Below are 23,570 nucleotides of genomic sequence, written 5' to 3'. Positions count from 1 at the left end.
CCCGTTCAGACGCCTGGAGTTTCCTCAGGCCCACGCCCTCGGCCCGCCATCGTTCAGTGCCCGGTCGAGATAAAAGGCGGCACTGATCAGTGCGAGGTGGCTGAACGCTTGCGGGAAGTTGCCCAGGAACGTCCCGTCCTGCGCGATCTCTTCCGCGAACAGGCCGAGATGATTGCCATGCGCGAGCAGTTTCTCGAAGTTGAACCGTGCCTCGTCGAGCCGACCTGCCCTTGCCAGACATTCGACGTACCAGAACGAGCAGGCGACGAATGTCCCCTCCTGCCCCGGCAGGCCGTCGTCGATCTTGTAGCGATAGACCTGCCCGTCGTCGGACAGGTCGTCGCCGATCGCCTTCAATGTCGCCAGCCATTTTGGATCGGTCGGGCCGATGAAGCGGACCAGCGGCATCATCAGCAACGCGCCGTCGACCGCCTTGTCCTCGGGCGTATCCCCTTTCGCGCGGACGAACCGGCCGAGATCGTCGTTCCAGAAATTCGCCCAGATATCGTCGCTGATTTCGGTGCGCGTTTCCGACCAGCGGACCAGCGGGGCGGGGAGCGAGCGTTTCTGCGCTAGGCGAACTGCGCGGTCGACCGCAACCCAGTTCATCAACCGCGAGTGGAGGTATTCCTTGTCCGGCCCGCGCACTTCCCAGATGCCCGAGTCCGGATCGCGCCACGTATCGCAGACATGGTCGACGACGCGGATGATCGCCTGCCAGGAATCATGCGCGAGCGGTTCGCCGTATTTGCTGCCGAGATAGGTCGCATCGAGCAGCGCGCCGTAGATGTCGTGTTGGGTCTGTCCGTTGGCGTCGTTGCCGACGACGATCGGCGATGCGCCTTCGAACCCGGCGAGATCGAGCTTGCGCTCGGACGCGACGTCACCGCCGTCGAGCGCGTACATCACGCCGAGATGCCCCTTCGAACAGGACTGCGCGCGGTCCATCGCCCAGTGCATGAAGCCGACCGCCTCGTCCTGAAAGCCGAGCCGCAACAGCGCGTAGACGGTGAACGAAGAGTCGCGAATCCAGGTCGCGCGGTAATCCCAGTTGCGCACGCCGCCAGGGGCTTCGGGCAAGCCGAAGGTCGCGGCCGCCGCGATCGAGCCGTGCTTGCGCGAGGTCAGCAGCTTCAGCAGCATCGCCGAACGCTCGACGGTTTCACGCCAGCGCCCGCGGTACAGCGACTGGCGGCTCCACTTGCGCCAATAGGCGATGTCCTTCTCGACGACCGCATCCAGTGCCTTGGCATCGAGCGACACGTCGTCCGGGTTGCTGAGCACCAGCGAAACGGTGTCGCCCTCTGCCAGCACGATCTCCGCGGTCAGGTCGCAGCCATCGGCCACCAGCGCTCCGTTGCCGTGAAACGCCAGCGCGAGCCCGCATTCGTGATCGAACTTGCCGCGCGATACCTCCGCCTCACGGGCGGTGACCGAGGCGGTTCGCCCTTCGGTCCCATAATCGAACCGTGGCGCACAGCGGATGCGGATCGTCGCCTCGCCGCGCGTGCACGTGATCCGGCGGACCAGCCGCGACGGCACGTCCTCGTCCGCGTTCCCCACCGGCATCAGGTCGACGAGGTCGATGCTCGCCTGCGTGCCCATCCAGCGGGTCATCAGGATGTTGGTCTCGGGCAGGTACATCTGCACGACGCGCGCGTCCGGGAGATCGGGTTTGATCGCGAAATGCCCGCCCTTGTCCGCATCGAGCAGGCGCGCGAATACCGTCGCGCTGTCGAGGCACGGCCAGCACAGATAATCGATGCAGCCGGTCGTATCGACGAGCGCGATCGTCTCCAGATTGCCGATCGCACCGTGATCGGCGATCGGCGTCGTGGCTTGCTCAACCATTGTCGCGAAAGCCGGGATAGAGCGACATGCCGCCGTCGATCGTCAGGGTGGACCCGACGATGTAATCCGCCGCATCCGACGCCAGGAACAGCGCCGCGCGGGCGACGTCGTCGGGATCACCGACGCGGCCGTAGGGGATCAGTTCGAGCAGCTTGCCCTGATCCGCCGTCGCATCCGCGTTGATCGCAGTGGCGATCGCGCCGGGGGCGATGCCGTTCACGCGGATACGGTCGCCCGCCACCTCCTGTGCGAGCGTCCGCATCAGCATCCCGCTGCCGCCCTTCGACGCCGCGTAATTAGCATGGCCCGCCCAGGGGATGACCTCGTGCACCGAACTCATGAACAGGATCTTCCCGATCGCACGGCTGACGCCGCGGTCGCCCTGCTTGCGGAACCGCCGCACGGCTTCGCGCGAGACGAGGAACTGGCCGGTCAGATTGACGTCGATGACACGCTTCCAGTCCTCCAGCGTCAGGTCGGCATAGGCCGCATCCTTCTGCATCCCGGCGTTGGCGAACACCACGTCGACCCCGCCGAACCGCGCGACCGTCTCGTCGAACAGGCGGATGACCGCGGCTTCGTCGGAGGTATCGGCCTGGAAGGCGAACGCCTCGCCCCCGGCCTGTTCGATCCGCTCGACGACCTCGCGCGCCTTATCCTCGCTGCTGTTGTAGTTGACCGCGACGCGCGCACCGGCGGCGGCAAAGGCGATCGCGGTGGCGCGCCCCAGCCCCGAACTGGCACCGGTGACGATCGCGGCCTGGCCTGTCAGGTCGATATGCATGGCTAGTCTTTCGGTTGGGAATATCCCGCCCCCAACGCGCTCCGGCCCGCCTTCTATCCCTCGCCCGGCAATCTTGCTGATCTGCGTTAAGTGGCCGTTTTCGGTGCAACTCTTAGCCCGCCCCGCGCGCTGTGGGTCCTGAGAAGCTACGAGGACGGCACATGACCAAGACCATCGCCAAGGATACCGGCACGCCCCCGCAGGGCGCCAAGTTCGAGACGCAGGTCGGCGAGGGCGGCGAACTGCACCAGATCGCCAGCCCCGACGGCGACGTGCTGACGACGCAGCAGGGCATCCCGGTGTTCGACGACCAGAATTCGCTCAAGGTCGGCGACCGCGGGCCGACGCTGCTCGAGGATTTCCACTTCCGCGAGAAGATCTTCCATTTCGATCACGAGCGTATCCCCGAGCGTGTCGTCCACGCCCGCGGCTATGGCGCGCACGGTACGTTTACGCTGAACGAAAGCCTGGAAGAGTTCACCAGCGCGGGCGTGCTGACCGAAGTCGGTGAGCAGACGCCGATGTTCGTCCGCTTCTCGACGGTGGCGGGCAACAAGGGCTCGGCCGATCTGGCGCGCGACGTGCGCGGCTTCTCGGCGAAATTCTACACCAAGGAAGGCAACTGGGACATCGTCGGGAACAACATCCCGGTGTTCTTCATCCAGGACGCGATCAAGTTCCCCGACCTGATCCATGCCGCCAAGCAGGAGCCCGACCGCGGCTTCCCGCAGGCACAGACCGCGCATGACAATTTCTGGGACTTCATCAGCCTGACGCCGGAATCGATGCACATGGTCATGTGGATCATGTCCGATCGCACGATCCCGCGCGGTTTCCGCTTCGTCGAAGGCTTCGGCGTACATACGTTCCGGCTGATCAACGCCGAGGGCAAGGGCACTTACGTCAAGTTCCACTTCAAGCCGAAGCTGGGCCTGCAGTCGGTCGCCTGGAACGAGGCGGTCAAGATCAACGGCGCCGATCCCGACTTCCATCGCCGCGACCTGTGGGACTCGATCAGCCAGGGCAACTTCCCCGAATGGGATCTCGGCGTCCAGTTGTTCGACGATGAGTTCGCCGACAATTTCGAGTTCGACGTGCTCGATTCGACCAAGATCATTCCCGAGGAACAGATCCCGGTCCGCATCATCGGCAGCTTCAAGCTCGATCGTCTGGTGGACAATTTCTTCGCCGAGACCGAGCAGGTCGCGTTCTGCACGCAGAACATCGTGCCGGGGATCGGCTTCACCAACGATCCGCTGCTGCAGGGCCGCAACTTCTCGTATCTTGATACGCAGCTAAAGCGCCTAGGGAGCACCAACTTCACGCATATTCCCATCAATGCGCCGAAGATCCCGGTGAAGAACTACCAGCAGGACGGCCACATGGCGATGCGCAACCCTAAGGGTCGCGTAAACTATGAGCCGAACAGCTGGGACGGTCCGCGCGAGAGCCCATCTAAGGGCTACAAACACTTCCCGTCGCAGGAGACGGGGCGCAAGGCACAGGTGCGTTCGGCTACGTTCGCCGATCACTACAGCCAGGCGCGGCAGTTCTTCATCAGCCAGACAGAGATCGAGAAGAAGCATATCGGCGATGCGCTGACGTTCGAGCTGTCGAAGGTCGAGCGGGTCGATATCCGTGAGCTGATGGTCGGGCATCTGCTCAACATCGACGAGAAGCTGGCGAAGACGGTCGCAACCGGTCTTGGGCTCAAGGCAATGCCGCCAAAGGCGAAGGCGGCGGTTGAGCCGCGCACCGATTTGCCGGCTTCGGACGCACTCAGCATCCTGAAGAACACCAGCGGCAGCTTCGAGGGTCGCAAGCTCGGCATCCTCGTAACCGACGGTGCACCCGCAGCGATCGTCCAGGCGCTGGTCGATGGGATCGTCGCGGCGAAGGCCACGTACGAGATCATTGCACCGAAGGTTGCCGGTGCGACGCTTGACGATGGCACGCTCGCCGAGGGCAAGCAGAAGATCGATGGCGCGCCGTCCGTGCTCTACGATGCCGTCGCGATCGTCGTATCGGCGGACGGCGCGAAGAAGCTCGGCAAGGACAAGCCGGCGAAGGACTTCGTCAGCGACGCGTTCGGGCATGCCAAGTTCATCGGCTTCAACGCCGACGCGAAGCCGTTCCTGGAAAAGGCCGGCATAGAGGATGAGGACATGGATGACGGCGTGATCGCGCTGGGCAGCAAGGGCGATGTCGACGCGTTCCTGAAGACGCTTGGCAAGCTGCGGATCTGGGACCGCGAACTGAACGTCGACCTCGACGCGCCAGCGTTCGAAAACCCCGAGGCGGCTTGATCGCTTCGTTCAAACCCGGGTCGTCGCCACCGTACGCTCAGCGTGCGGTGGCGATCGCCATTCCGGTCAAGAACGAAGACCAGTATCTGCATGGCTGCCTCGACGCGCTGGATCGTGCGGCGGGGCGTTACGGCGGCAGGGTCGTCATCGTCGCGATGGCGAACGACTGCACCGACGGCACGATCGATATCCTGACGAACTGGCGGCCGACGCATGCGACGCTCGCGTGGTCGGCCGTTTCGCTTTTACCGGGTGCGCGGCACGCCGGCTGGGCACGCCGCCTTGCGCTGGACGCTGGCGCCGCACTGCTCACGCATCATACCGATCTGCTACTGTCGACCGATGCGGACACGAACGTCTCCGCGGACTGGATCGTGCGGATCGTTGCGCATATCGACGCGGGTAACGACGCCGTGGCCGGGCGCGCGCTGACGCTTCGGTCCGACCGTGCGAGCCTTGGCGTGACGGCACGGCGGCGGCTGGATCAACTCGGGCGCTATTATACCGCGCTCGATTATCTTCGCGCGCGCGCCGAGACCGAACCGCATGATTCCTGGCCGCGCCATTTCTACGAGGGCGGCGCGAGTATCGCGGTAACGCACGCCATGTACCGCCGGATCGGTGGCGCCCCTACCCCGCCCGTTGCCGAAGACCGCGCACTGTTCGATCGGATCCGGGCGTATGGCGGGCAGGTCCGGCACCCGCTCGACGTCCGCGTCTTCACGTCTTGCAGAATTTCAGGCCGCGCGCCGGGGGGCATGGCGGACGCGGTTGCGCGGTGGATCGACCAACCGATCGATGCGCCGCTGCACGAGACGTATGCGGTAACGGCGGCGCTAAATCCCGCCTCTGCGGACCCGAGCGACCAGCTTAGCTTCGCGACGTTACCCGCCGCAATCCGTGAGGCCCAGACGCTGATCCGCCTAACCCGCGTCTTCCAGCCGCCAGAGGTCGAGCCGATACGCTTCGTGCCGATCGCTGCGAACGACCGTGACACGATCACCGAGCGCAGCGTGCAGTTCGGCGACGGCATCGTCCCCGCTTTTGGGATAGTCGGTCTCGCCGATCCAGTGGACCAGCATCACATACCCGCCTGACGCCGCCGCCGAGCGGATGTACGCTGCCAGCCGGACGATGTCCGCACTGTCCCAGTAATAGACCACTTCCGACAGCAGGATCAGGTCGAACGTCCCTGCGGGAGCGTCTTCGGGAAGTCGGCGCTGCTCGATGCGGATATGCGATTGGTCCGCGCACCGTTGGCGCGCAGCCGCGACCGCGGTTTCGGAGACATCGAGCGCCAGCAACGCGTCGCATCGGGCACCGAGCCGAGCCGTCAGGACTCCGTTCGCGCAGCCGACCTCCAGCCCGTTCTCGAACCGCTCCTTCGGCAACGCGGCCAAGGTCTCGTCATACTTCGCCGCCTCGTACGGACTGGTCTCGAACTCCCACGGGTCGCCCTTGTCCTTGTAGAGCGCCTCGAAATACTCGGGCTCGATCGAGTGTTCACGGCGCATCGCGGGTCTCCAGCAACAGGGTGTTCGGCCGATCCATCAGCCGCATCATCGCGTTAGGCAGCCGAAAGTTCTCGCGCGCGCCGACGATCCGGCCGCCGCGCTGGCTCCGGTGGCACGCCATCGCGCGACGCTGTCTGGGGCGACCGGATGCGGTGGCGATCGACAGCACGCGGGCGCCGCGCAGGCGCTCGGTGAGGTCAGGGACAGTCCAGCCCCAGACGAGATACTGCCAGAGGCGGCAATGCGCGCGGCTCGCCACCGCCTCCGCGAGTGCGGCCGCTGCCTCGTGATCGCAGTGCGGTTCGCCCGACCATGTCACGGCGATCTGGCGGACGCCGCGGACTTTGCACCAGGCGGCCAGCCGGTCGACGCTGCGCGCGAACAGCGGATCGCCCTTCGAAGCCGGCGACGCGTCGGGCCAATCGAGATAGAGCGCGTCCTGCTCGCCGCCCAGGGCCTTCAACGCCGCCTGCGCCTCACCGCGCCGTAGCCCCGCGATCCGTTTTCCACTCCAGCCCGGCGCATCGGGATGCGATCCCGCGCCATCGGTCAGGAACGCGGTATGAACCCGGCCGCCTGCTGCCGTTACCGAGCCGATGAACGCGCCGCAGCCGAGCGTCTCGTCATCGGGATGCGGCGCCAGCACGAGCCATGGCCCCTGCCCCGCCGCCGTCCTGGCCGACATCCGCCGTGCGCGCCGCGTGAGGTTGCTCCAGGCGTTGCCGCCCGGCGCTACCACCACCGATCGTCGCCCCAGCAATCATCCTCTAGCCACGCCGCCGCCGCCCGGTCGCGCGCCTGATCCGGCACCGGCTGACGCAGGTAGAGCCCCAGATCCCGCGTGATCCGGTCGATCCGGCTGGCCGCGAAGAACGACGCGGTGCCGACCGAGCGCGCCGCCGCCTCCATCGTCTTCAAGCCCGCTTCCTCGACGATGCCCCGCGTCATCAGCACGAAAGGGATCGCCTCCGCCGCCTGCGTCTCCGCAAGGTGTGCAGCGCGGCGAACCCACAGCCCTGCACTCCGCGTTTCGGTCAGACACGTCGCGAACCGCGCACGCTGGATCGCGTCGTCGCCCTTGCCGGTTGCGACGAGATGATCGCGCAGATGCCGAACCAGCGCCTCGATCGCGCCGAGCTGTACCGCGGTGAACCGCCACGCGCCGGCACTGAACCGTGGTTCGGTCTCGTACACGTCGGGCACACCGATCATCCCCTCCGGACCGATCGGCATGCCGGAAAAATCGAAGAGCCCGCTGCACGTCCCGCGCATCCCGCGGACCTGCCACCCGCTATTGTCGGCGCGTGCGGTTTCGCCCGCGATCGGCACTAGGACGAGTTGCTTGCCGCCGGTCGCATCGCGCGCGGTCACCAGGATGCGGTCGAGATGCCCCGCCCCCGTCGCGAAACTCTTGCGGCCGTCGAGCACCCAGCGGTCGGGCGCGGACTGCCGGATCGAGAGGCCGGGGGTCGGCTCGGTATTCCAGACGCCGAACACGCGACCGGCTGCCAGATCGTCCGCCAAGGCTGCCCGCTGCGCATCGTCGCCGTAGGCGGAAACAAGCTGGGCCGCATTCACATGGCCTTCGAATACGCGGCCAAGACTCAGGTCTGCGCCGCCAATCGCCCGCAGCACGTCGACCAGCGCATCGGTCCGCGCCGGTGTCGAGACGTCGATGAATTCGGCTAGCGCCCCCGCTTCATGCAACGCGGCAACGCGGTCGGCCGGAAACGACTCCTCGCCGTTGCTGCGATCCCAGTCCGCCGCGAGCGCGCGAACGCTTTCCAGGACGGTCCAACCCTTTGGATGAACGGGCGATTGTGCCGGCGATAGTCTGGTCAGTGGATCGATCCCCGCGCGCTGCGGACCGTGCGATACGGCCGCTGTGCGACTAGAACGCCGGACCGCTGCGAGCGTTGCGTAAATCGCCGCCGACAATGGTTAACCGCATCCGAATCCGTCCCGAACCTTTGGTTAACGCTTGCCCGGCATACCGGCGGAATTGGAAGGGAAGCGAATCGATGGCACATAAACAGGATATCTTCGCGCTGGTCGGCAAGCGGATGTGCGCGTCGCCGAGCCATCACGATCTGACTGCGAGCTATGATCGGCCGCAGATCGCCGACCTCATCCGCAGGATCGACCGCGCGCTGCTGGATCGCCGCGCCGCCTGATCATCGCTTCAGTCGTCGGATCGTTCGGCAAAACCGATCGCCGCGGCATAGGCTTCGGCCGCGCGGATCTCGCGCGCATCCTTGAACGCGACGTGCGGCGCGGGCGCGACGCCGGTCGCACACAGGACCGCCCAGAGCGCAAACCGCCGCCCCGCCTCCCGCTCGGTCCCGAACGCGATCGACACGCGCTCGCGTCCCGCCTCCAGCGCCTCGGGGCTGAGCGTATCGATGTCGGTCGTGCCGAAGAAATGCTGCGAGATCGCGTCGAGGTCCATGGATCGGGCCTAGCCGACGCTCCGCCCCCTGCGCAATCGCACGCACGTGCCCGGACATACCAGATCAGCACATCGCGGTGGTTGCGATCGTGACGCTCTCCGCTTAGACGCCGTCCTCCCGGCTCGCCGGGTCACGGCGTGGAAGAGTGTCCGAGTGGTTTAAGGAACTGGTCTTGAAAACCAGCGATGGGGTAACTCATCCGTGGGTTCGAATCCCACCTCTTCCGCCATAACCCATTGAAAAATAACGATATTTTGCCGGTTAGCGAGTTCTGCCCTACTTTCTGCCCTGCCATGGGCAAGTCGCTAGGGCATAGGATGCGGCAACAGCGAGACTATTGGTACCGCATCCTCCTTGTTGGGTCGCCCATAGACATCTTCGCGCGACAGCGGACAACCGAATCAGCCGATCACCTGCTTGATCGCGCCACTGTTCGCCCGGATGTAGTTCATCAGCGCCTTACCGCCCACTCCGCTGTCGAGGCCCTTGCTGACGAAGTCGCCGGCATCGATCGCGTTGATGATTTTAATGTCCGGCGCGGCACCACCGCCGCCCAGTCCACCGTTCGCGCGGTGACGGGGATCACCGCGGGTCAGGATCTCTTCACCCTTCTGCGCGATGATCGGCACTTCATCAGCACGTAGGCCAGCAATACCGCCGGTGTGGAACCGGGCCGCTGCAGCGAAAATACTGGGATCGGCCATGCGGGTGCTCGACCGGTTGACGCCCGCGATACCGCCGTTGTGGTTCGTGGGTGTCGGTACGGCGACGCCAACGGCGCTCAGTATGCCCTTCGCAATATTCAGCGCGATCTGCTGCAGGATCATCTGGGCGATCAATCGCAGGAAGTTGCCCGCGAAATCCAGGAACGCGTCTTTCAGCGCACCGAATGCGTTTTCCCCATCAACCAGAGCCTGGACGAATCCGTCGATCGACGCCGTCAGCGCATTCGCAAAGGCGTTGGCGATCTGCTCTGCCGATATACCGAGCACGGTCCCCCATTCCTGCGCGGTCTGTTTTGCCAGACCGAGCTTCAGGATGATCGCGTCCAACTGCGCAGCCGTCAGCGCCAGCGGATTGTTGATCGGTGACAGCGCCGCATAGAACGCGATCGCCTTATCGATGGCGCCCTGCAGCTGGCCGTTGACCTGTCCCAGCAACGGCATCAGCTTGTCGGCTTCCGCGTTAAACCCACTGTCACGCAGAAACGATATTTGGTCGCGCATGGCATCGCGCTGCGCAGTCATATCCGCGACCGGTTTGTCGACGTCGCTACGCTGCGCTTCGAACGCATCCTTTGCATGGGCAGCCTCGAAATACGCACCGGTGACGCCCTTCAGCGCTTCGATCCTGAGCGCGAGTCCGGCGTCATCAGGGTCAATGCCCTGCTGTTTTGCGTCTTCCTTCGCCTTCCGGACCGCATCCTCAATCGCGGCTTCACGCTGCGCAGCCAGCAGCAACTGACCGGTAAGGTTCACCTGCTGCTGTAGCTGCTCGGTATCCTCCTTCGTGGCAGCCGTCGTTTGGTCGACTTTCGTCAGATACGCGTCGCGCTTATCCGCGAGCTTCTCCTGCGCGTCGTCGTAGTTGCCGATGGCGTCAGCCTGGTCGACCTGGAACCGCGATTTGCCGTCGGCGGGGAATAGACCCTTGGTCGGATCGACATGCTTCCCGTTGACCGTGACCGTGTAATGCAGGTGCGCGCCGGTGCTGTTGCCGGTGTTGCCCGACTTCGCGATGGCCTGACCGGCGGTGACAACCTGCCCCTTCTCGACCACGCTGTTATCCGACAGGTGGCCGAACTTCGAAATCGTCCCCTTGCCATGGTCGATGTAGACGAACTTGCCCAGCTTCGAATCATAACCGGTCTCGACCACCACGCCACTGGCAGGCGCGCGGACGGTGGTGTCGGCGGGGACGGCGTAATCGATGCCCTTGTGGAACGTCGACGCGCCAGCTTTCGGGGCAGCACGCGCACCGAAGCCGGACGAAATGCGACCGTCCACCGGTGCCTGGAACACCGTCTGCTTGGCGAGGCGTTCACGCTCGCGTTTGGCCTCGTCGGCCAGTCGCTTGGCTTCATTCGCCTCACGCTTCCGCTCGTCAGCAGCCTTTTTCAGCGCTGCCGTGCGCGCCTCTTCCGCCTTCTGGCCGATGTATGCCTGTTTCGCGGCGTCGCTGGCGAACTTGAAGTTCTTCTCGACATACTCGGTTGCCGTGCGTCGGGCTTCATTCGTCGCCTCGAGTACCGTCTTTTCCGACTTCGCAGCCTCCGTCGCCGTGACGAGGTCGGCCGACTGCTTCTTCTGAAGTTCGCCGCGGACGGCCACCGTGTCGGTAACGTCCTTCTCGGTGCCGTTCAGCTTTGCAAGGTCAGACTGCCACCCGACGATCTGCTTCCGAATCTTGACGATGTCCGCCTCATACGCAGCAGCGAGGTTCGGCTGCGCGGACTTCGCGCCTTCCAGATTCGATATGACCTGGTTCGCGCGGGCGATCTGCGCCGTGACATCGGCAGCAGTGGTCGCACCGGCGATCGCGCGGATGGCCTGCGACGCAATGCGACCAAGGTTCTCCATGTCCTTCGCGGCTTGCTTGATCGGCGCCGTATCCGACAGCACGTTGAGGAAGTCCTGCCACGCGCCACTCAGCGACCGCGCTGCCTCCGACCAGCTGCCGCGCATCTTGTTGGCGGCGTCTTCCTGTTGATCGCTGAAGATACGCAGGGCCTCGTTCCGCGCGTCGGCCGCCTTGCCCTGGTCGAACAATGACTTGATGTTGTCACGCTGGGCGGACGTGAGGAAATTCGTCGCGTCATCCAGCTTCTTGACGCTCTCGTACCCGCCGGTGAACGCCTCGCCGACCTGCTGCGCGGCGTCGACCACCTTGATGCCGAGCACATCGGCCAGATCCTGCGACGCCTTGCCGAACTCAATGATGCGGGTCGGATCGACACCGTCCTTCACGAAGCCGCGCACCACGGTGACGGCGTCGGCTGCCGACAGGCCGTAATGGTCGAGCGCTTCCGATGCCTTGCTCAACTGGGCGGCGCCGTACGTGCTGCCGTCAGCCGATGCGGCCAGCAACCCCATGAATTTCCGCGTGCGTTCGGCTTCATCGCCGGCGTTCTTCAGCGCCAGCACGACCACGCCGACGGTCGCGACGAATGCGATCAGCGCCGGATTCGTGAATGCCGCGACGATCGACGACCCGACACGCGGGAACAACTGCAGGATCTGACCACCCTGCTGCGCCAGCGTCTGCGTCAGCGAGGTGCCGGATGCCAGCTGCGTGACGACGTCGTTGACCTGGTAGCCGAGGTTCTGGAGCTCGTAGGGCTTTAGGCCGAACAGCGACGGCTTACCGCCTGCGCCGATACCGTTCCGACCGTTCAACGCAGCAGCAGCACTCGTCGCGTTGCCCTTCAGCAGCGCGGTCGCACCAGCCAGTTCGGTGGCGCTGATCTTACCAGCCGCATACAGCCGGTTGGCTTCGGCCAGTTCGGTGTTCAGCTTCTCCTGAATCGCGCTGAGGGGATTCAGTTCTGCGCGTAGCCGGGTGGTGGCTGCCGTCAGTTCCTTCTCGGCACGGGCGGCTTCGGTGGCAGCGGCTTCCTCGTCGCGCAACTGCTGGGCGAACACCGTGTCGGCAGCGCGGCCAGCGGTTCCACCGTTGCCGTCGATCCGGGCACGGGCACGCAGGGCGTTGTTCGTCAGTTCGGTGGCCTGCGCACGGTCGCGTTCTGCGTTCGCCGCGGCTTCGATCTTAGCAGCCTGCCCGTCCAGGGCGCTGAACGATGCACCGTTGTCGGTCGCCGCACCGCGGTCGGTGCCGGTGACGCGGGCGATGTTCTTCAGGACGTTGGCGTTATTCTCAGCGGCGGCCGTCTGCGCGTTGAGGGAGCGAGTGTAATCGTCCGCTTCCTGCGCGGCGAACGTGCTAATTGCGCCCGCCAGCCGGGTGGTACGCTCGAGTTCGGCCATGCCCGATGCGGCGCGGGTGTACCCGACCTCCTGCTGGGCGATTGTCCGCTGGAGTTTGCCAGCTTCCGATTCCAGCCGGTGCATTTCCGACGTTACTTCGACCAGTTGCGCCCGAATGACGTCTGCATCGCCGTCGTTAACCAGCGCCTCGACCAGTGCCACACGCAACTGGTCGGCCGCACGCGCCGCGCCACGCTGCTGGGCTTCCAGTGACGAGTATTGCGCCTTACTGGCGGCGATGGCACGGTTCTGCCGCTCGAGTGCTGCGGCGCCGCTGTCGGTGGCGTCTGCGGTTTTCGCGTACGCCTTGTCCAACTGCGCCAACACGCCGAGGATCTGCTGCATGCCGGACGCAGCCGTCTCGCTACCTGCTGCGACCTTTTGCTGAGTGCCGATCAACTGCTGCAGCGCGCTGCCGATCGCGGTGACGGCTTTGGTCGCCTCGTCTCGTGCCTTGATGACAAGGACGGTGTCGACTTGAGGACGTGCGCTCATTGGATGCTGCCTGCTTCGTTACCGAACCCTGGCGCAACCGCGGAAAGCAGGACACCTGCGATACTCTGTGGGCTATGAGCTTCGATTGTCAGGCCAGTAATTATTGTTGCCCGGATGATCGTTAGCCAGCCTCCCGGAACATCCTCGATGAGGCGTCCGCTACTGGTTGCGACCAAGTCGCGTGCCACGGCCATATCGGTCGCCATCTGCGAGCACGCATACGCAACATCGTCGATTTCGATGCGTGGCATGTTCGCCACAACTGCGAGTGCCGTTGGGTTGCGTTCGATGATTTGCGCAAGCTGCTCAAGCGATAGTATGGTATCCATGTCTTTGTTCACTCCAAAAAGGAGTCTACAAACTAACATGACTCGGTCATGTCGAATAATTTCCAAGGGGCGGAGCGCCACTTTCAACTTGTAGTTGAAAGAAGATTATCAAGTGACATTAACGATTTGTATTGATTTAATCAGATCGAAAGTCCTAAACATGAGGTGTCGAAACTGATTCGGTTCGACCATGCTTGATAAGATCAGGTAGTGGACACATCACCTAAACCTGTGCAAATAGATTGCGGTCGGGCGGTGATGAGGGCTTCTAGCCAGTCGTGTCCTCTACGCGATTTTCAGCTTGTCACTGTCCGGCTACCATTCTGAAAGTGGGGGCTGGGTGTAGATTTTAGAGGACTATACTCATGACCAACGAAAATAACGGAAATGCAATCTCGAGCGACGAGATCCTCGGCTATGCACAGATGGCTGAAACTGGCGACTACGGCGCCGATTGCGCGACCGGCCGCCTAATGGCTGATGCACTCATCAAGCGAATGGCAGACACTGACGGCACCCCGGCGCTGGGGAGGCTCGTTAGCGAAATGGTGAAGGCTGGCAGGTGGGGTGCCGTGCACATCGGTTTTTTTCAGCGCTTGGCAGATCGGTCTGTGCAAGAGTTGGCATGATAGTCGAGGCGGGAACCATCGCGCATACCGAGTTCTGGCCCTTAACACGCGTCCAGGAAGTTACGGGCCTGTCCAAGACGACTTTGTATGAATTAATGAAAACCGGTAGGTTCCCCCGCTCATACAGCTACCAGTTTACCGACAAGAGGCGATTTTGGCTGTCGAACGACGTTAAACGTTGGCAGCAGGATCAGGCGCCGGATCGACGTACCGAACTGGAAGTTGAAATTGATAGTGAGTTCGATGCGCTTCTGAAATGATGCCGCCGAGTCTAGCTCACGGAAATTTCAGTATCTGGTAGCCGTAAGGTATTACGAGTCGTCCCGCGAACGTGCGGATCGGTGTCTCCGCACTGGTCCGCACATTCGCTGGATGCGGTGCAACCTTCGGAGATACATATCATGGCCAACGCCAAACCAATCCTCACCGGCGAAAACACTCGCGAAATCGATCGCCGGCGCCTCCCCGATGGCAAAACCAACTTTTCACCGAGCGGCGCGTTGCCCGATCCCGTGACGCAGGAACCAGGTATTGTTCCGCTGAAGGCGATCAATTTGATCACCTATGGCGCACAAAATACCGCGGTACCTGGTTCGCTGTTCGTGCCGGTTTCGGCGGCCGAGCGGCAGGAACTGCTCCAAGGCCAGTATCCCCCCGCGGAAGAGCCTTCGACGGCCGAACTCTCGCTGTTCTCGCAAGAGCAGACCGAGTTCGCCTGAACCAGTTGATCGCCTGCGGCGTCACTCCACCGCAGGCGATCATACGAAAAGGGCGCCCAAGTTTCCTCGGGCGCCCTTCCAGTTCGAGCTGTGCTTGGGAGCGGCTCGTTCTGTCTCGTGAAACTAGATACCGTTCGACAGGTTCGTGTCGGGATCGTTCGTCCGCATATCGTCAGCTTGGTTCTGACCGGTTGCACGGACGGCATCAGCCTTGTTCTCGAGGCGCGCTTCGGCCGCGTCGTTGCTCACGTTGTCCGCAGCGTCTTCCAGGTTATCCGCGACAGCCTCGGTGTTGGACTCGATGTTATCGGCTGCCTGCTCGCGTGGGCTGGAGTTGCATGCCGACAGCGAGACAAGCCCGGCTGCCATTGCGATAACGAATGCCTTCTTCATTTTCGATCCCCTGTCGTTCGTTCTGAACTAGGCAGACTAAAATTCTGTGCGGGGTGATTTGTTCCGTCGCGCTCCGCGGTGCGAGCATACTGAGCTGCCCCCTTCTGAGTGGTCCACCGACTATGAGAGTCTGGATCAAGGAAGGGACGACGAATGCCTGCCAAGAAGCACAAGCCGGAAGAGATCATTGGGAAGCTGCGTGAAGTTGAGATCGTCCTGGGCCAGGGCGGGACGACCGCCGAGGCGTGTCGGCGGATCGCGGTCAGCGAGCAAACCTACTACCGTTGGCGCAAGGAATATGGTGGCCTGAAGACGGATCAGGCTCGTCGGATGAAGGATCTGGAGAAGGAGAACCTGCGGCTGCGGCGTGCGATCTCCGACCTGACACTGGACAAGCTGATCCTGCAGGAGGCGGCACGGGGAAACTTCTAAGCCCCGCGCGGCGCCGACGCTGCATTGACCAAGTGAAAGAGGTGCTGGACGTATCCGAGCGACGGGTGTGTCGCGTGCTCGGGCAGCATCGGTCGACGCAGCGCAAGGTGCCGTGTGGGGCAGATGACGAACAGGCGCTGACTGAGGACATCGTTGCACTGGCCGGGCAGTATGGACGCTACGGTTATCGTCGGGTGACCGCACTGCTGCATGCCGCGGGATGGTCGGTGAATCATAAGCGTGTCGAACGCATCTGGCGGCGTGAGGGGCTGAAGGTGCCACAGAAGCAACCCAAGCGTGGCCGGCTGTGGTTGAGCGACGGCTCGTGCATCCGGCTGCGGCCGGAGTATCCGGGGCATGTCTGGGCGTACGACTTTGTCGAAGCGCGAACGCACGACGGGCGCAAGTTCCGGATCCTCACGATCATCGACGAGGCCAGCAGGGAGTGCCTGGCGCTGACCGTCGCACGTCAGTTGAAACACGAAGACGTGCTGGCGGCGCTTGCCGAACTGTTCATCGCGCGAGGTCCGCCAGCGCATATCAGGTCGGACAATGGCAGCGAGTTCATCGCTACCGCGGTCCAGAAATGGCTCGGCCAGGTCGGCGTGAAGACGCTGTACATCGCGCCGGGCTCGCCATGGGAGAACGGCTATAACGAGAGCTTCAACGGTTCGCTTCGCGACGAGCTACTCAACGGCGAGATCTTCTACAGCCTCGCCGAGGCAAGGGTGCTGATCGAGGCGTGGCGGCGTCACTATAACACCGTCCGACCACACAGCAGCCTGGGCTATCGACCTCCGGCGCCAGCAGCGGCGACCCCGCCATTGCCGGCCTCCGGCTCCGCTTCGCTCCACCTACGCCCGGCAATGGCCGCGGAGGCGACAATGCACTAACTATCTACCTGGACCATCCGGTGGGGGCTGCTCAATACTTGATCTATGTTCGTGGGGAATGTGTCGTTTAAATACAAAGTATCAAATCGGTTCGAGTTTTGATTGACCCGTTAGATTAGAAAGACTTCGGTTTGATTATCGGCCTGGGGAGGCCGAATCAGGAGGGGTTATTTAAATGAAATTTACAGTTGGCGCGTTCGCGTGCGCGCTTACCATGTCTGCGCCTGCGCTTCAGGCGCAGACAGCGCCGGTGACGACCGCAGCGACGACCTCTGGTACGTTACGCGCTGGCACCTCGGTTCCGCTTAAGATGAGCGAACCGCTAACCACGCTGGGCAAGAAACTGAAGGTCGGGCAGCGTTTCCAGCTTGAGACGGCTGAGAACGTGATGATCGACGGCAACGTGGTGATACCGGCTGGCAGTCCTGCGACCGGCGAAGTCACGGAGGTCCGCAATAAGGGCATGTGGGGCAAGTCGGGCCGTATCAACGGTCGTGTGCTCTATGTTCGTGCCAACGGCCGACAGATTCGGATGTCGGGGCAACTGGACGACAAGGGCACTACGGGGACCGCGGCCGTTGTTGGGTCGCTTGTTATCATCCCGATCGCAGGGTTCTTCATGACCGGAACCAGCGCGAACATACCGCTGGGTACGCCTGTCACCGCTTTCATCGACGAGGATGTGTCGGTTGCATTCTCTGGGACAGCCGCGCCGATGGTCGTAGCTCCCGCCGCCGTTGTCCCGGTAGCGACGCCGGTCACCCTCAAGAAGTAATCGAACCGGCGCGGGTCGATATGCCCGCGCCGGTTTGTTCAGATGGGCTTAGCGCCGGCCGTGCCGCACTTCGCGAACTTGCCATTCGCGCTTTTGCACCGAACCGTCTTGACCGGCGCCTTCGGGCATTTGGTGAAGCGCCCCTTAGCGTCCTTGCACGGCGCAGCCATCGAGGGCGCCCCGACGAGTAGGGATAGCGAAGCGGCAGCGAACAGCAGTTTACGCATCTGGTATTCTCCTGCCCGAGGACCGGGCAGCTCGAAACTGCGTCGTCCTAGTCCGCTCGTCAACGGCTGCGTTCCGACGCCCGATGGGAGTGCATTTCGGATCGATGGAGGGCTATTCAGACGCTTGGGTTGACCGGTGTTATTCCTGCTTATCCTATCACCGGTTCAGGACGTCGGCGGCTCGATTCCTCATACGGACGAGATGGAACGATATTTCCTATATCTGAACGAGCCGGGTTCCCGGATAGCCGACGATGAAGGATTCTTGGCAGTGGACCTAAACGACGCCATTCGGGTGGCCACTGCGGGTGCCCGAGAAATTATGGCAGCTGAAATTTTATCCGGTAAGCTTTGCTTCGCCACCTCTATTCAAATCCTAAACGGTCGGGGCGCAACGATGCATACTGCCTGGTTCAAGGATTTAGTGCTCGTAACCGATCGCTGACTGCGGCGTGGACTGCGGCGCGCATCGCCTGCACCGCGTTGCCCCCGTCCAAGCTCGCTGCGCGTGCGGCGGTCATCGCGGCCAACTCATCCACCGTCAGAGGTCGACCTAAGGTACGTTCCAGGTACGGCTGAACTTTGCTGGGCTTCATTGTGGGAACATAGATCAGATCGTTGCGACAACCTAATGCTGTGGTCCGGTCTTGGCGGGGCTAGTTTGTCGGACGGGCGTTTAGCGCCGATCGCTGGCCGCGGTGCCTTGTCATGTTTCTTTTGTCCGAGGATGGGGCGTTTGTGCGCTTCGTCGGTTTGCTCATGGCTGGTGCGGATTACTCCAGCCGAACCAGCCGGCCCGCCTCGCGTTTACACGGGCGCTTGAGGCGGGCCGTTATTATGGTGAAACCGTAGCTCTTGTGAGTTCGTATCTGGATCGCCGGGATGGATCCTCCCAAATGCACGTTCCGGCCGACTCGCTCTTTGTGACCTTTGGGCGGGCCGTTTTTTAACTGAACGACGGCGCGCCAGTGCTCCACGCAAACCCGGTATGATTGTGCGTTCCTTACTATGTGAAGCGAACCCGCTCGTAGGCGCGTATCTATCCGGCCAGTGTAACCCCAACATACCCTGGTCGGCTCGTCCTTGGATTCCGCCAAGGACGAGCCGTTTACCAGCGAACCTCACGCATGCTTTTCGTTTCCGTTCAGCCAGGTGCCCGGAAAGTGACTGGCCGGCTCGCCCTCTCTCCCTTGTCAGGTCGAGCCGTTACCGACGGCATCGTCAGTGGCGGTTTCGAAGTACGTGACCGGAGACAATCGCCAATCTGGAGGCTACCCGTGGCCGAATGATCAAATCCGGCGGAGGTGGGAGCGATTCATGAAGCGGCAGGTGTCGGTCCATGGGCTACGCATAGAAGTGTACGTCCAGGAAATTGAACCGGGGCGGTGGAAGGCGACGGGCGAGTATGCTGGAAAGATCTGGAGTGTGACCAGCACGTCGGCGAACCGGGCGGCATCGAACTGGGGCGTTGCCGTGAGCAAGAGAGATTTTACCTGACTTTCGAGAGCGAGCGCCTGTTCCCATGATTGAGGAACGCCCATCATATGGAGCCGTCATGAACCACCCCCGCGAATGGTTTCAGCCCAAGGTCGTGGGCATCGGCTGGTCTCCCCGAACCTGGGAGGGCTGGGCGATCATTGTCTCCGTGATCGCGATCGGCGCGCTTGTCGGTCGGATGAACCTGTAATGTGCAATCGAGCAAGGTTCGACGGCGAACCGGAAACCATCACCGAACGTTTCGGTGCAGAATGGCTTGCCGATAAGCCGATGGACAATCGGTTCGATCCGAAGGAACTGCGCCCGTTCGGTCGGGCGTATGTCGTGCGGAACGAAGGTGACCGCCGCGGGCTCGACGTTATGGAATGGGACGTCCTGGCGGGGCAGGCGAAACAGGCCGGCCGCAAAGTTGCGCAGACCAACGTGCGCACGCTGCATCTCCCGCAATGGCGCTCGCTCGTCACCGACCCGGTGAACCGCTGCCTGATCCCGCTGACGGAGTTCTGCGAGTGGTCGCGCGAACCCACCGACCTCGGCGACGGCAAGAAGCCGATCAAGGGGGAGATGTGGTTCGGGGTGACCGACCAGCCTGTCTTCGCAATCGCCGGTTTCTGGCGACAGGTCGCTGATCAACGCTACTTCGCGATGGTCACCTGCGATGCGAACGAGTTGGTGGCGCCGATACATCCCAAGGCGATGATCACGATCCTGCGGCCGGACGATCACGATCGGTGGCTGACCGGTAGTTATGACGACGTGCTAGCGTTGCAGCGACCATACCCGGCGGATCAGATGACGGTGCGGGGGCCGGTATTCCCGACGCGCACGGTGACGCCTCGGCTGATCTAAGCACGGTCACCTTTGCCCGTTCAGGTTTTGGCCAGACCAGGTTGGGCCGGATCAACCTCCACCTTCGTGTCGCTGGGTTCGAAGCGGATCGTCCAACGGGGATACCCTTCCGGCGAAACTTCAATGTCAGGCAGGCCGATCGGATCGGTACCTGTCTCGACCCAGCCAGCGCCGTGGCACCGGTCGCATGCCATTCGCTTGCATCGGAAACTGACGAGATCGATCTCGGTATTCCATTGCCCGCGGCCCTTGCAGACCGGGCACATGGCATCCAGGCTGCCATTACGCGGCTGAAGCGGCACGACGTCGAACGCGTGGGGGCTGTCGGGTCCATCGCAGAGAACGATGTTGCTGGCGTGGGGCATGCGAACTCACTTCTTGGGTGCGTAATGTAACGCGGGCTTCGTCGTCCAGGTCCCGTTACCTGTCACCCCCCCCCCTTCAGATAATCAGTCTTCTCTATCGCGGTCTGAACGGTGTTCTGCGTCCGCCCAAGGCGTCAGGGCCAGCCGCTGCCGGAATTCATCCAGGCATTGGGCGCGACGGGTCGGCTCTTCATCATGCAGGTAGCGCCGCATGTCGGCCTCCAGTCGGGCAGCAGCGGCAAAGCCTCGGTCGTTGGCTGGGGTCATCATTCCCCGGATCGCCGCGATGTCTTCCTTCAACTGTTCCTGCTCACCGTGGGTGAATGCATCGCTATCCACGATCAGCTTGGCCGACATGATTGCCGTCATCATTGGGAAGGCAAAACCTGGACCGAAGTGCATGAGAAAGAGCGCTACGGCACGACCGGTCTTCGTGACGGGGTAGATGTCGCCATAGCCCGTGGTGGTTGCGGTGGTGAACGCCCACCAGAACGAGTCCACCGCGTCATACTTGCCCTCGGCAATTTCGAAAATGATCGCTGATGTAGTGACGGTGACGAAGTAGATTACCGCGACGAGCAGAAACGACCGGCCCATTAGCGATGCAAGTTTCTTCATAGCCCACCCTCGTTGGCGCCCGCCCCCGGACCGCTGCGGTGAAGCGTATCGCTGTTCGCGTCATTGATCCATCAATGTCGTGGACGTGAGTTTGAAGGGAACGCGACTAGGCCCGAACCGTCGGCACCTGAGCTATGTCGGTCGTCCATGCCGGCGACCGCATCTCCGACCGCATCTTCCATTCGCGCTTGAACCCCTGCGAAGCCGTCACCGCAGTCCACGTCCCGAACCTGCCGTTGATCGCATCGAGCGCGCCCATCAACCGATCTCGCTTGGCCGTATCCTCCTCGAACAGCGTACGCGGTCGATCCTCCTCGGGAAGCAGATCGTCGAGCATGATGCCAGCCTTCGTGTAGGCGTATCCGTCGCGCCACGCCTTCTCAGCGCCACGCCTCGCAGCGGCGATCAGCTCGAGGCTATCATTCGTTATCGGATGCAGCGTCACCATGCGCGATGCGCCGTACTGAGGCCGGTCGGGCTTGTGCTTGTTCGTATGAAAGAACGCGGTCAGCCGGGCTGCGACGAGGCCGTGCGATCGCAGCTTTTCGCCAGCCCGCAGCGCGTATTGCGACAGCGCGCCCATCATCCGCTCGAAGTCGTAGATTGGCGTCCCGAACGAGCGGGTGACCGCCATGCCCTTCCGCCGCGGCTCGACCGACTCAACGGCGTTAGACGGGACACCGCGCAACTCGGCAACTAGCCGTTCAAGCACGACGGTGCCGACGGCGCGCGCCTGCTTCATAGGCATCTCACGCAGCGCACCGGCGGTATGAATACCAAGATCGGTCAGCTTCCGTGCGGTGGCGCTGCCAACGCCCCACACGTCACCGACCGCGAAGGTGTGCATCACATCGCGCCGCACGTCGTCGTCGCGAAGATCGGCCACGCCGTTGAACTGCGGGTTTTTCTTGGCCGCCGCGTTCGCCAGCTTCGCCAGCGTCTTGGTCTCCGCAATGCCGACGCACGTAGGTATCGTCGTCCATAGCTGGACCTGGGAACGCATCGCGTTCGCGTGGGCCACAAGATCGCGCCCTTCGAAGCCGGTGAGATCCAGGAATGTCTCGTCGATCGAGTAGATCTCAAAGTCGCGGGCGAAGGACTCGCAGGCGGCGATCACGCGGCGCTGCATATCGCCATAAAGCGCATAGTTCGACGACCGCACCTGGATGCCATGCTGCTTCACCTTGTCGCGTAGGTGATGGATCGGATCACCCATCTTGATCCCAAGCGCCTTGGCTTCCGCCGATCGTGCAATGGCGCACCCGTCGTTGTTCGACAGTACAATGACCGGGACTCCGACCAAGCTGGCATCGAAGGCGCGCTCGCAGGAGACATAGTAGTTGTTGCAGTCGATCAGTGCGATCGGCGTGCTCATGCCATCTTGCGCGCGACGCCGACGACCGTGCCCCATATCTCGACATGCTCGTCGACCAGAATGTCCGCGAACCCTTCGGCCTCAGGGACGAGCCAGTGGCGGCCGTCGACATAGCGCAGACGCTTCAGGGTACGTTCGCCGTGCACCAGTGCGACGACGATGGCACCCGTTCGCGGCGCCTTAGCCCGGTTCACGACGAGCAGATCGCCGTCGATAATGCCGGCTCCCGCCATCGACCGCCCCTCGACGCGCATGACATAGCTGGCGGCTGGATGCTCGATGAGCCACGCGCTCAAGTCGATCGGCTCCTGCATGTCGTCCTGCGCAGGCGACGGGAACCCTGCCGGCGTGTGGACCAGGAAGAAAGGCACCTCACACGGCACCAGCTCGAACGGGACGTCGTGAAGTCGCAGCGCGTCGTCACGACGGTTCAGCGCAACGACGACCGGGCGGTCTGAGTTGATCAAGCGCATGATCTATAGGATCGCGGCGAAGAGGAGCTGGTCGTGGTGCGCAGCCAGAACCGACCGTGCGTCCTGGGCAGCGCCGACGGCCTGCCGGTACTCCACAGTTCCGAACCGTTCGGCCTCGTCGAAGCTGAATTGCACTGCATCAACAGGTGGGTAGACGTTGTCGTATATCACGCGGGCAGCCGCTCTCAGCCGCAGATCGTGCTGCATTTCGTTGCTCCGTCAGTATCGAGTCGCCGTTCGTGGCCTGCCCCTAGCTAGGCGCGATCCCCGTTGATTCGCAAGAACATTGCAAGAACATCAATCTGATGCGATTGGCAGTCCACTGATTCGAGGGACGCGAGAATGACCGAACATGACGAGCCGAAGCCAGCGTTTGGCCAGTGGCTCATGGCGCAGAAAGACCGAAGTGATCTGGTTGGCCAGTTGGCCGCCGGCGCCGTCGTTGATCGGCGCTTTCCCCGCAACGGAGATCCGGAGGCCGTGCGCAAACATCTCAGCGCCATGCAGGCTGAGGGCGACATGTTCGCCGCGGTCGACGACGCCGAAACCGACTGGTTGTCGGCGTGATGCAGGACGCGTGGCGGCAGGCCTTCGCGCTGATGGCCGATCATGG

The 23,570-nt window shown here is 62.9% G+C and carries 25 protein-coding genes, 1 tRNA gene and 2 pseudogenes; 13 read left to right on the top strand and 15 right to left on the bottom strand.

Translation table 11 applies throughout. The features are described from left to right. Window positions 1-24: 24 nt before the first annotated feature. Both ASE82_RS11875 and ASE82_RS11870 read right to left on the bottom strand, forming a co-directional pair. Window positions 25-1,851 carry a glycoside hydrolase family 15 protein gene (locus ASE82_RS11875; RefSeq protein WP_056063235.1) on the bottom strand — a complete coding sequence of 609 codons (1,827 nt, stop codon included), beginning with the start codon at window positions 1,849-1,851 and terminating at the stop codon, window positions 25-27. After that, on the bottom strand, window positions 1,844-2,635 hold the full coding sequence (locus tag ASE82_RS11870) for a glucose 1-dehydrogenase (RefSeq protein ID WP_056063232.1): 792 nt from the start codon (window positions 2,633-2,635) through the stop codon (window positions 1,844-1,846). The genes ASE82_RS11875 and ASE82_RS11870 overlap by 8 nt, the downstream gene beginning before the upstream one ends. A 161-nt stretch (window positions 2,636-2,796) precedes the next feature. On the opposite strand from ASE82_RS11870, the gene ASE82_RS11865 reads away from it, so the two are divergent. Continuing rightward, complete coding sequence (locus tag ASE82_RS11865; protein ID WP_082441458.1) at window positions 2,797-4,941, top strand: catalase; 2,145 nt, start codon at window positions 2,797-2,799, stop codon at window positions 4,939-4,941. 47 nt (window positions 4,942-4,988) lie between these two features. Next, window positions 4,989-5,354: pseudogene (locus tag ASE82_RS20395) on the top strand (glycosyltransferase); the annotation flags it as partial. A gap of 510 nt (window positions 5,355-5,864) precedes the next feature. On the opposite strand, the gene ASE82_RS18950 reads toward ASE82_RS20395, so the two are convergent. From ASE82_RS18950 to ASE82_RS11850, 3 genes are read right to left on the bottom strand one after another with little or no spacing between them, the layout of a single operon-like run. Next, window positions 5,865-6,455 (bottom strand): class I SAM-dependent DNA methyltransferase, encoded by a 591-nt coding sequence (locus tag ASE82_RS18950; RefSeq protein ID WP_082441457.1) that lies wholly within the window; start codon window positions 6,453-6,455, stop codon window positions 5,865-5,867. Continuing rightward, entirely contained in the window at window positions 6,445-7,197 is a 753-nt protein-coding gene (locus ASE82_RS11855) for a PIG-L deacetylase family protein (RefSeq protein WP_156348873.1), read from the bottom strand. Before ASE82_RS11855 ends, ASE82_RS18950 begins: the two co-directional genes overlap by 11 nt. Beyond that, window positions 7,188-8,393 (bottom strand): hypothetical protein, encoded by a 1,206-nt coding sequence (locus ASE82_RS11850; protein WP_056063224.1) that lies wholly within the window; start codon window positions 8,391-8,393, stop codon window positions 7,188-7,190. The genes ASE82_RS11855 and ASE82_RS11850 overlap by 10 nt, the downstream gene beginning before the upstream one ends. A gap of 83 nt (window positions 8,394-8,476) precedes the next feature. On the opposite strand from ASE82_RS11850, the gene ASE82_RS19485 reads away from it, so the two are divergent. Next, on the top strand, window positions 8,477-8,629 hold the full coding sequence (locus tag ASE82_RS19485) for a hypothetical protein (protein WP_156348872.1): 153 nt from the start codon (window positions 8,477-8,479) through the stop codon (window positions 8,627-8,629). 8 nt (window positions 8,630-8,637) lie between these two features. Here ASE82_RS19485 and ASE82_RS11845 read toward each other — a convergent pair whose 3' ends face one another. Next, a complete protein-coding gene (locus ASE82_RS11845) occupies window positions 8,638-8,904 on the bottom strand; it encodes a hypothetical protein (protein WP_056063221.1) in 267 nt (88 codons plus the stop codon). A 140-nt stretch (window positions 8,905-9,044) separates the two neighbouring features. On the opposite strand from ASE82_RS11845, the gene ASE82_RS11840 reads away from it, so the two are divergent. After that, window positions 9,045-9,134 (top strand) — tRNA-Ser (locus ASE82_RS11840). A gap of 172 nt (window positions 9,135-9,306) precedes the next feature. Here ASE82_RS11840 and ASE82_RS11835 read toward each other — a convergent pair. Next, complete coding sequence (locus tag ASE82_RS11835) at window positions 9,307-13,383, bottom strand: peptidoglycan DD-metalloendopeptidase family protein (protein ID WP_056063217.1); 4,077 nt, start codon at window positions 13,381-13,383, stop codon at window positions 9,307-9,309. Continuing rightward, the gene (locus tag ASE82_RS11830; protein ID WP_156348871.1) at window positions 13,380-13,724 is read right to left on the bottom strand and encodes a hypothetical protein; all 345 of its coding nucleotides are present in this window, start codon (window positions 13,722-13,724) and stop codon (window positions 13,380-13,382) included. The genes ASE82_RS11835 and ASE82_RS11830 overlap by 4 nt, the downstream gene beginning before the upstream one ends. A gap of 353 nt (window positions 13,725-14,077) precedes the next feature. Here ASE82_RS11830 and ASE82_RS11825 point away from each other — a divergent pair, with 353 nt between their 5' ends. The 3 genes from ASE82_RS11825 (at window position 14,078) to ASE82_RS11815 (ending at window position 15,060) form a co-directional block, all read left to right on the top strand. Next, on the top strand, window positions 14,078-14,341 hold the full coding sequence (locus ASE82_RS11825; RefSeq protein WP_056063210.1) for a hypothetical protein: 264 nt from the start codon (window positions 14,078-14,080) through the stop codon (window positions 14,339-14,341). Then, window positions 14,338-14,601, top strand: a complete 264-nt coding sequence (locus ASE82_RS11820) for a helix-turn-helix transcriptional regulator (protein WP_056063207.1) — start codon at window positions 14,338-14,340, stop codon at window positions 14,599-14,601. Before ASE82_RS11825 ends, ASE82_RS11820 begins: the two co-directional genes overlap by 4 nt. A gap of 141 nt (window positions 14,602-14,742) precedes the next feature. Further along, complete coding sequence (locus tag ASE82_RS11815; protein ID WP_056063204.1) at window positions 14,743-15,060, top strand: hypothetical protein; 318 nt, start codon at window positions 14,743-14,745, stop codon at window positions 15,058-15,060. A 123-nt stretch (window positions 15,061-15,183) separates the two neighbouring features. On the opposite strand, the gene ASE82_RS11810 is transcribed toward ASE82_RS11815, so the two are convergent. Continuing rightward, the gene (locus ASE82_RS11810; protein WP_056063201.1) at window positions 15,184-15,453 is read right to left on the bottom strand and encodes a hypothetical protein; all 270 of its coding nucleotides are present in this window, start codon (window positions 15,451-15,453) and stop codon (window positions 15,184-15,186) included. A gap of 153 nt (window positions 15,454-15,606) precedes the next feature. Between ASE82_RS11810 and ASE82_RS11800 the strand changes: the two genes are divergently transcribed. Both ASE82_RS11800 and ASE82_RS11795 read left to right on the top strand, forming a co-directional pair. Then, a protein-coding gene (locus ASE82_RS11800) for an IS3 family transposase (protein WP_156348870.1) occupies window positions 15,607-16,778 on the top strand; the annotation gives its coding sequence in 2 pieces (ribosomal slippage) (window positions 15,607-15,871 and window positions 15,871-16,778; 1,173 coding nt in all). Between the two features lie 175 nt (window positions 16,779-16,953). After that, on the top strand, window positions 16,954-17,553 hold the full coding sequence (locus ASE82_RS11795) for a hypothetical protein (protein ID WP_056063195.1): 600 nt from the start codon (window positions 16,954-16,956) through the stop codon (window positions 17,551-17,553). Between the two features lie 38 nt (window positions 17,554-17,591). Here the strand turns inward: ASE82_RS11795 and ASE82_RS11790 are convergent, their stop codons facing one another. Then, window positions 17,592-17,780 carry a hypothetical protein gene (locus tag ASE82_RS11790; RefSeq protein ID WP_056063192.1) on the bottom strand — a complete coding sequence of 63 codons (189 nt, stop codon included), beginning with the start codon at window positions 17,778-17,780 and terminating at the stop codon, window positions 17,592-17,594. A 136-nt stretch (window positions 17,781-17,916) separates the two neighbouring features. On the opposite strand from ASE82_RS11790, the gene ASE82_RS11785 reads away from it, so the two are divergent. From ASE82_RS11785 to ASE82_RS11775, 3 genes are all read left to right on the top strand, one after another. Further along, window positions 17,917-18,225 carry a DUF6894 family protein gene (locus ASE82_RS11785; protein WP_056063189.1) on the top strand — a complete coding sequence of 103 codons (309 nt, stop codon included), beginning with the start codon at window positions 17,917-17,919 and terminating at the stop codon, window positions 18,223-18,225. A 1,110-nt stretch (window positions 18,226-19,335) separates the two neighbouring features. After that, window positions 19,336-19,467 carry a hypothetical protein gene (locus tag ASE82_RS20250; RefSeq protein WP_268795422.1) on the top strand — a complete coding sequence of 44 codons (132 nt, stop codon included), beginning with the start codon at window positions 19,336-19,338 and terminating at the stop codon, window positions 19,465-19,467. Further along, the gene (locus ASE82_RS11775) at window positions 19,467-20,126 is read left to right on the top strand and encodes an SOS response-associated peptidase (RefSeq protein WP_056063183.1); all 660 of its coding nucleotides are present in this window, start codon (window positions 19,467-19,469) and stop codon (window positions 20,124-20,126) included. Before ASE82_RS20250 ends, ASE82_RS11775 begins: the two co-directional genes overlap by 1 nt. Before the next feature lie 20 nt (window positions 20,127-20,146). Here the strand turns inward: ASE82_RS11775 and ASE82_RS11770 are convergent, their stop codons facing one another. The 5 genes and pseudogenes from ASE82_RS11770 to ASE82_RS11750 all read right to left on the bottom strand — a co-directional run bounded on the left by ASE82_RS11770 (window position 20,147) and on the right by ASE82_RS11750 (window position 23,164). After that, entirely contained in the window at window positions 20,147-20,491 is a 345-nt protein-coding gene (locus ASE82_RS11770) for a hypothetical protein (RefSeq protein ID WP_056063180.1), read from the bottom strand. A gap of 84 nt (window positions 20,492-20,575) precedes the next feature. Next, a pseudogene (locus ASE82_RS11765) lies at window positions 20,576-21,115 on the bottom strand (ion channel); the annotation flags it as partial. Window positions 21,116-21,215: 100 nt separating this feature from the next. Then, window positions 21,216-22,484 carry a Y-family DNA polymerase gene (locus ASE82_RS11760; RefSeq protein ID WP_056063173.1) on the bottom strand — a complete coding sequence of 423 codons (1,269 nt, stop codon included), beginning with the start codon at window positions 22,482-22,484 and terminating at the stop codon, window positions 21,216-21,218. Continuing rightward, window positions 22,481-22,957, bottom strand: a complete 477-nt coding sequence (locus tag ASE82_RS11755) for a LexA family protein (protein WP_082441456.1) — start codon at window positions 22,955-22,957, stop codon at window positions 22,481-22,483. Before ASE82_RS11755 ends, ASE82_RS11760 begins: the two co-directional genes overlap by 4 nt. A gap of 3 nt (window positions 22,958-22,960) precedes the next feature. Continuing rightward, the gene (locus ASE82_RS11750) at window positions 22,961-23,164 is read right to left on the bottom strand and encodes a hypothetical protein (RefSeq protein WP_056063171.1); all 204 of its coding nucleotides are present in this window, start codon (window positions 23,162-23,164) and stop codon (window positions 22,961-22,963) included. A 135-nt stretch (window positions 23,165-23,299) separates the two neighbouring features. On the opposite strand from ASE82_RS11750, the gene ASE82_RS11745 reads away from it, so the two are divergent. Then, entirely contained in the window at window positions 23,300-23,524 is a 225-nt protein-coding gene (locus tag ASE82_RS11745; RefSeq protein WP_056063167.1) for a YozE family protein, read from the top strand. Window positions 23,525-23,570 lie beyond the last annotated feature (46 nt).

The organism is Sphingomonas sp. Leaf230 (assembly GCF_001421745.1).
Lineage (GTDB): Bacteria > Pseudomonadota > Alphaproteobacteria > Sphingomonadales > Sphingomonadaceae > Sphingomonas.
This window is presented reverse-complemented; position numbering and strand designations above follow the sequence as displayed.

Excerpts from the sequence above, each read along its gene's own strand:
- ASE82_RS11875 (WP_056063235.1), bottom strand. The coding sequence starts at position 1,851 with ATGGTTGAGCAAGCCACGACGCCGATCGCCGATCACGGTGCGATCGGC.
- ASE82_RS11870 (WP_056063232.1), bottom strand. The coding sequence starts at position 2,635 with ATGCATATCGACCTGACAGGCCAGGCCGCGATCGTCACCGGTGCCAGT.
- ASE82_RS11865 (WP_082441458.1), top strand. The coding sequence starts at position 2,797 with ATGACCAAGACCATCGCCAAGGATACCGGCACGCCCCCGCAGGGCGCC.
- ASE82_RS18950 (WP_082441457.1), bottom strand. The coding sequence starts at position 6,455 with ATGCGCCGTGAACACTCGATCGAGCCCGAGTATTTCGAGGCGCTCTAC.
- ASE82_RS19485 (WP_156348872.1), top strand. The coding sequence starts at position 8,477 with ATGGCACATAAACAGGATATCTTCGCGCTGGTCGGCAAGCGGATGTGC.
- ASE82_RS11845 (WP_056063221.1), bottom strand. The coding sequence starts at position 8,904 with ATGGACCTCGACGCGATCTCGCAGCATTTCTTCGGCACGACCGACATC.
- ASE82_RS11835 (WP_056063217.1), bottom strand. The coding sequence starts at position 13,383 with ATGAGCGCACGTCCTCAAGTCGACACCGTCCTTGTCATCAAGGCACGA.
- ASE82_RS11825 (WP_056063210.1), top strand. The coding sequence starts at position 14,078 with ATGACCAACGAAAATAACGGAAATGCAATCTCGAGCGACGAGATCCTC.
- ASE82_RS11820 (WP_056063207.1), top strand. The coding sequence starts at position 14,338 with ATGATAGTCGAGGCGGGAACCATCGCGCATACCGAGTTCTGGCCCTTA.
- ASE82_RS11815 (WP_056063204.1), top strand. The coding sequence starts at position 14,743 with ATGGCCAACGCCAAACCAATCCTCACCGGCGAAAACACTCGCGAAATC.
- ASE82_RS11810 (WP_056063201.1), bottom strand. The coding sequence starts at position 15,453 with ATGAAGAAGGCATTCGTTATCGCAATGGCAGCCGGGCTTGTCTCGCTG.
- ASE82_RS11795 (WP_056063195.1), top strand. The coding sequence starts at position 16,954 with ATGAAATTTACAGTTGGCGCGTTCGCGTGCGCGCTTACCATGTCTGCG.
- ASE82_RS11790 (WP_056063192.1), bottom strand. The coding sequence starts at position 17,780 with ATGCGTAAACTGCTGTTCGCTGCCGCTTCGCTATCCCTACTCGTCGGG.
- ASE82_RS20250 (WP_268795422.1), top strand. The coding sequence starts at position 19,336 with ATGAACCACCCCCGCGAATGGTTTCAGCCCAAGGTCGTGGGCATCGGC.
- ASE82_RS11775 (WP_056063183.1), top strand. The coding sequence starts at position 19,467 with ATGTGCAATCGAGCAAGGTTCGACGGCGAACCGGAAACCATCACCGAA.
- ASE82_RS11770 (WP_056063180.1), bottom strand. The coding sequence starts at position 20,491 with ATGCCCCACGCCAGCAACATCGTTCTCTGCGATGGACCCGACAGCCCC.
- ASE82_RS11760 (WP_056063173.1), bottom strand. The coding sequence starts at position 22,484 with ATGAGCACGCCGATCGCACTGATCGACTGCAACAACTACTATGTCTCC.
- ASE82_RS11755 (WP_082441456.1), bottom strand. The coding sequence starts at position 22,957 with ATGCGCTTGATCAACTCAGACCGCCCGGTCGTCGTTGCGCTGAACCGT.
- ASE82_RS11750 (WP_056063171.1), bottom strand. The coding sequence starts at position 23,164 with ATGCAGCACGATCTGCGGCTGAGAGCGGCTGCCCGCGTGATATACGAC.
- ASE82_RS11745 (WP_056063167.1), top strand. The coding sequence starts at position 23,300 with ATGACCGAACATGACGAGCCGAAGCCAGCGTTTGGCCAGTGGCTCATG.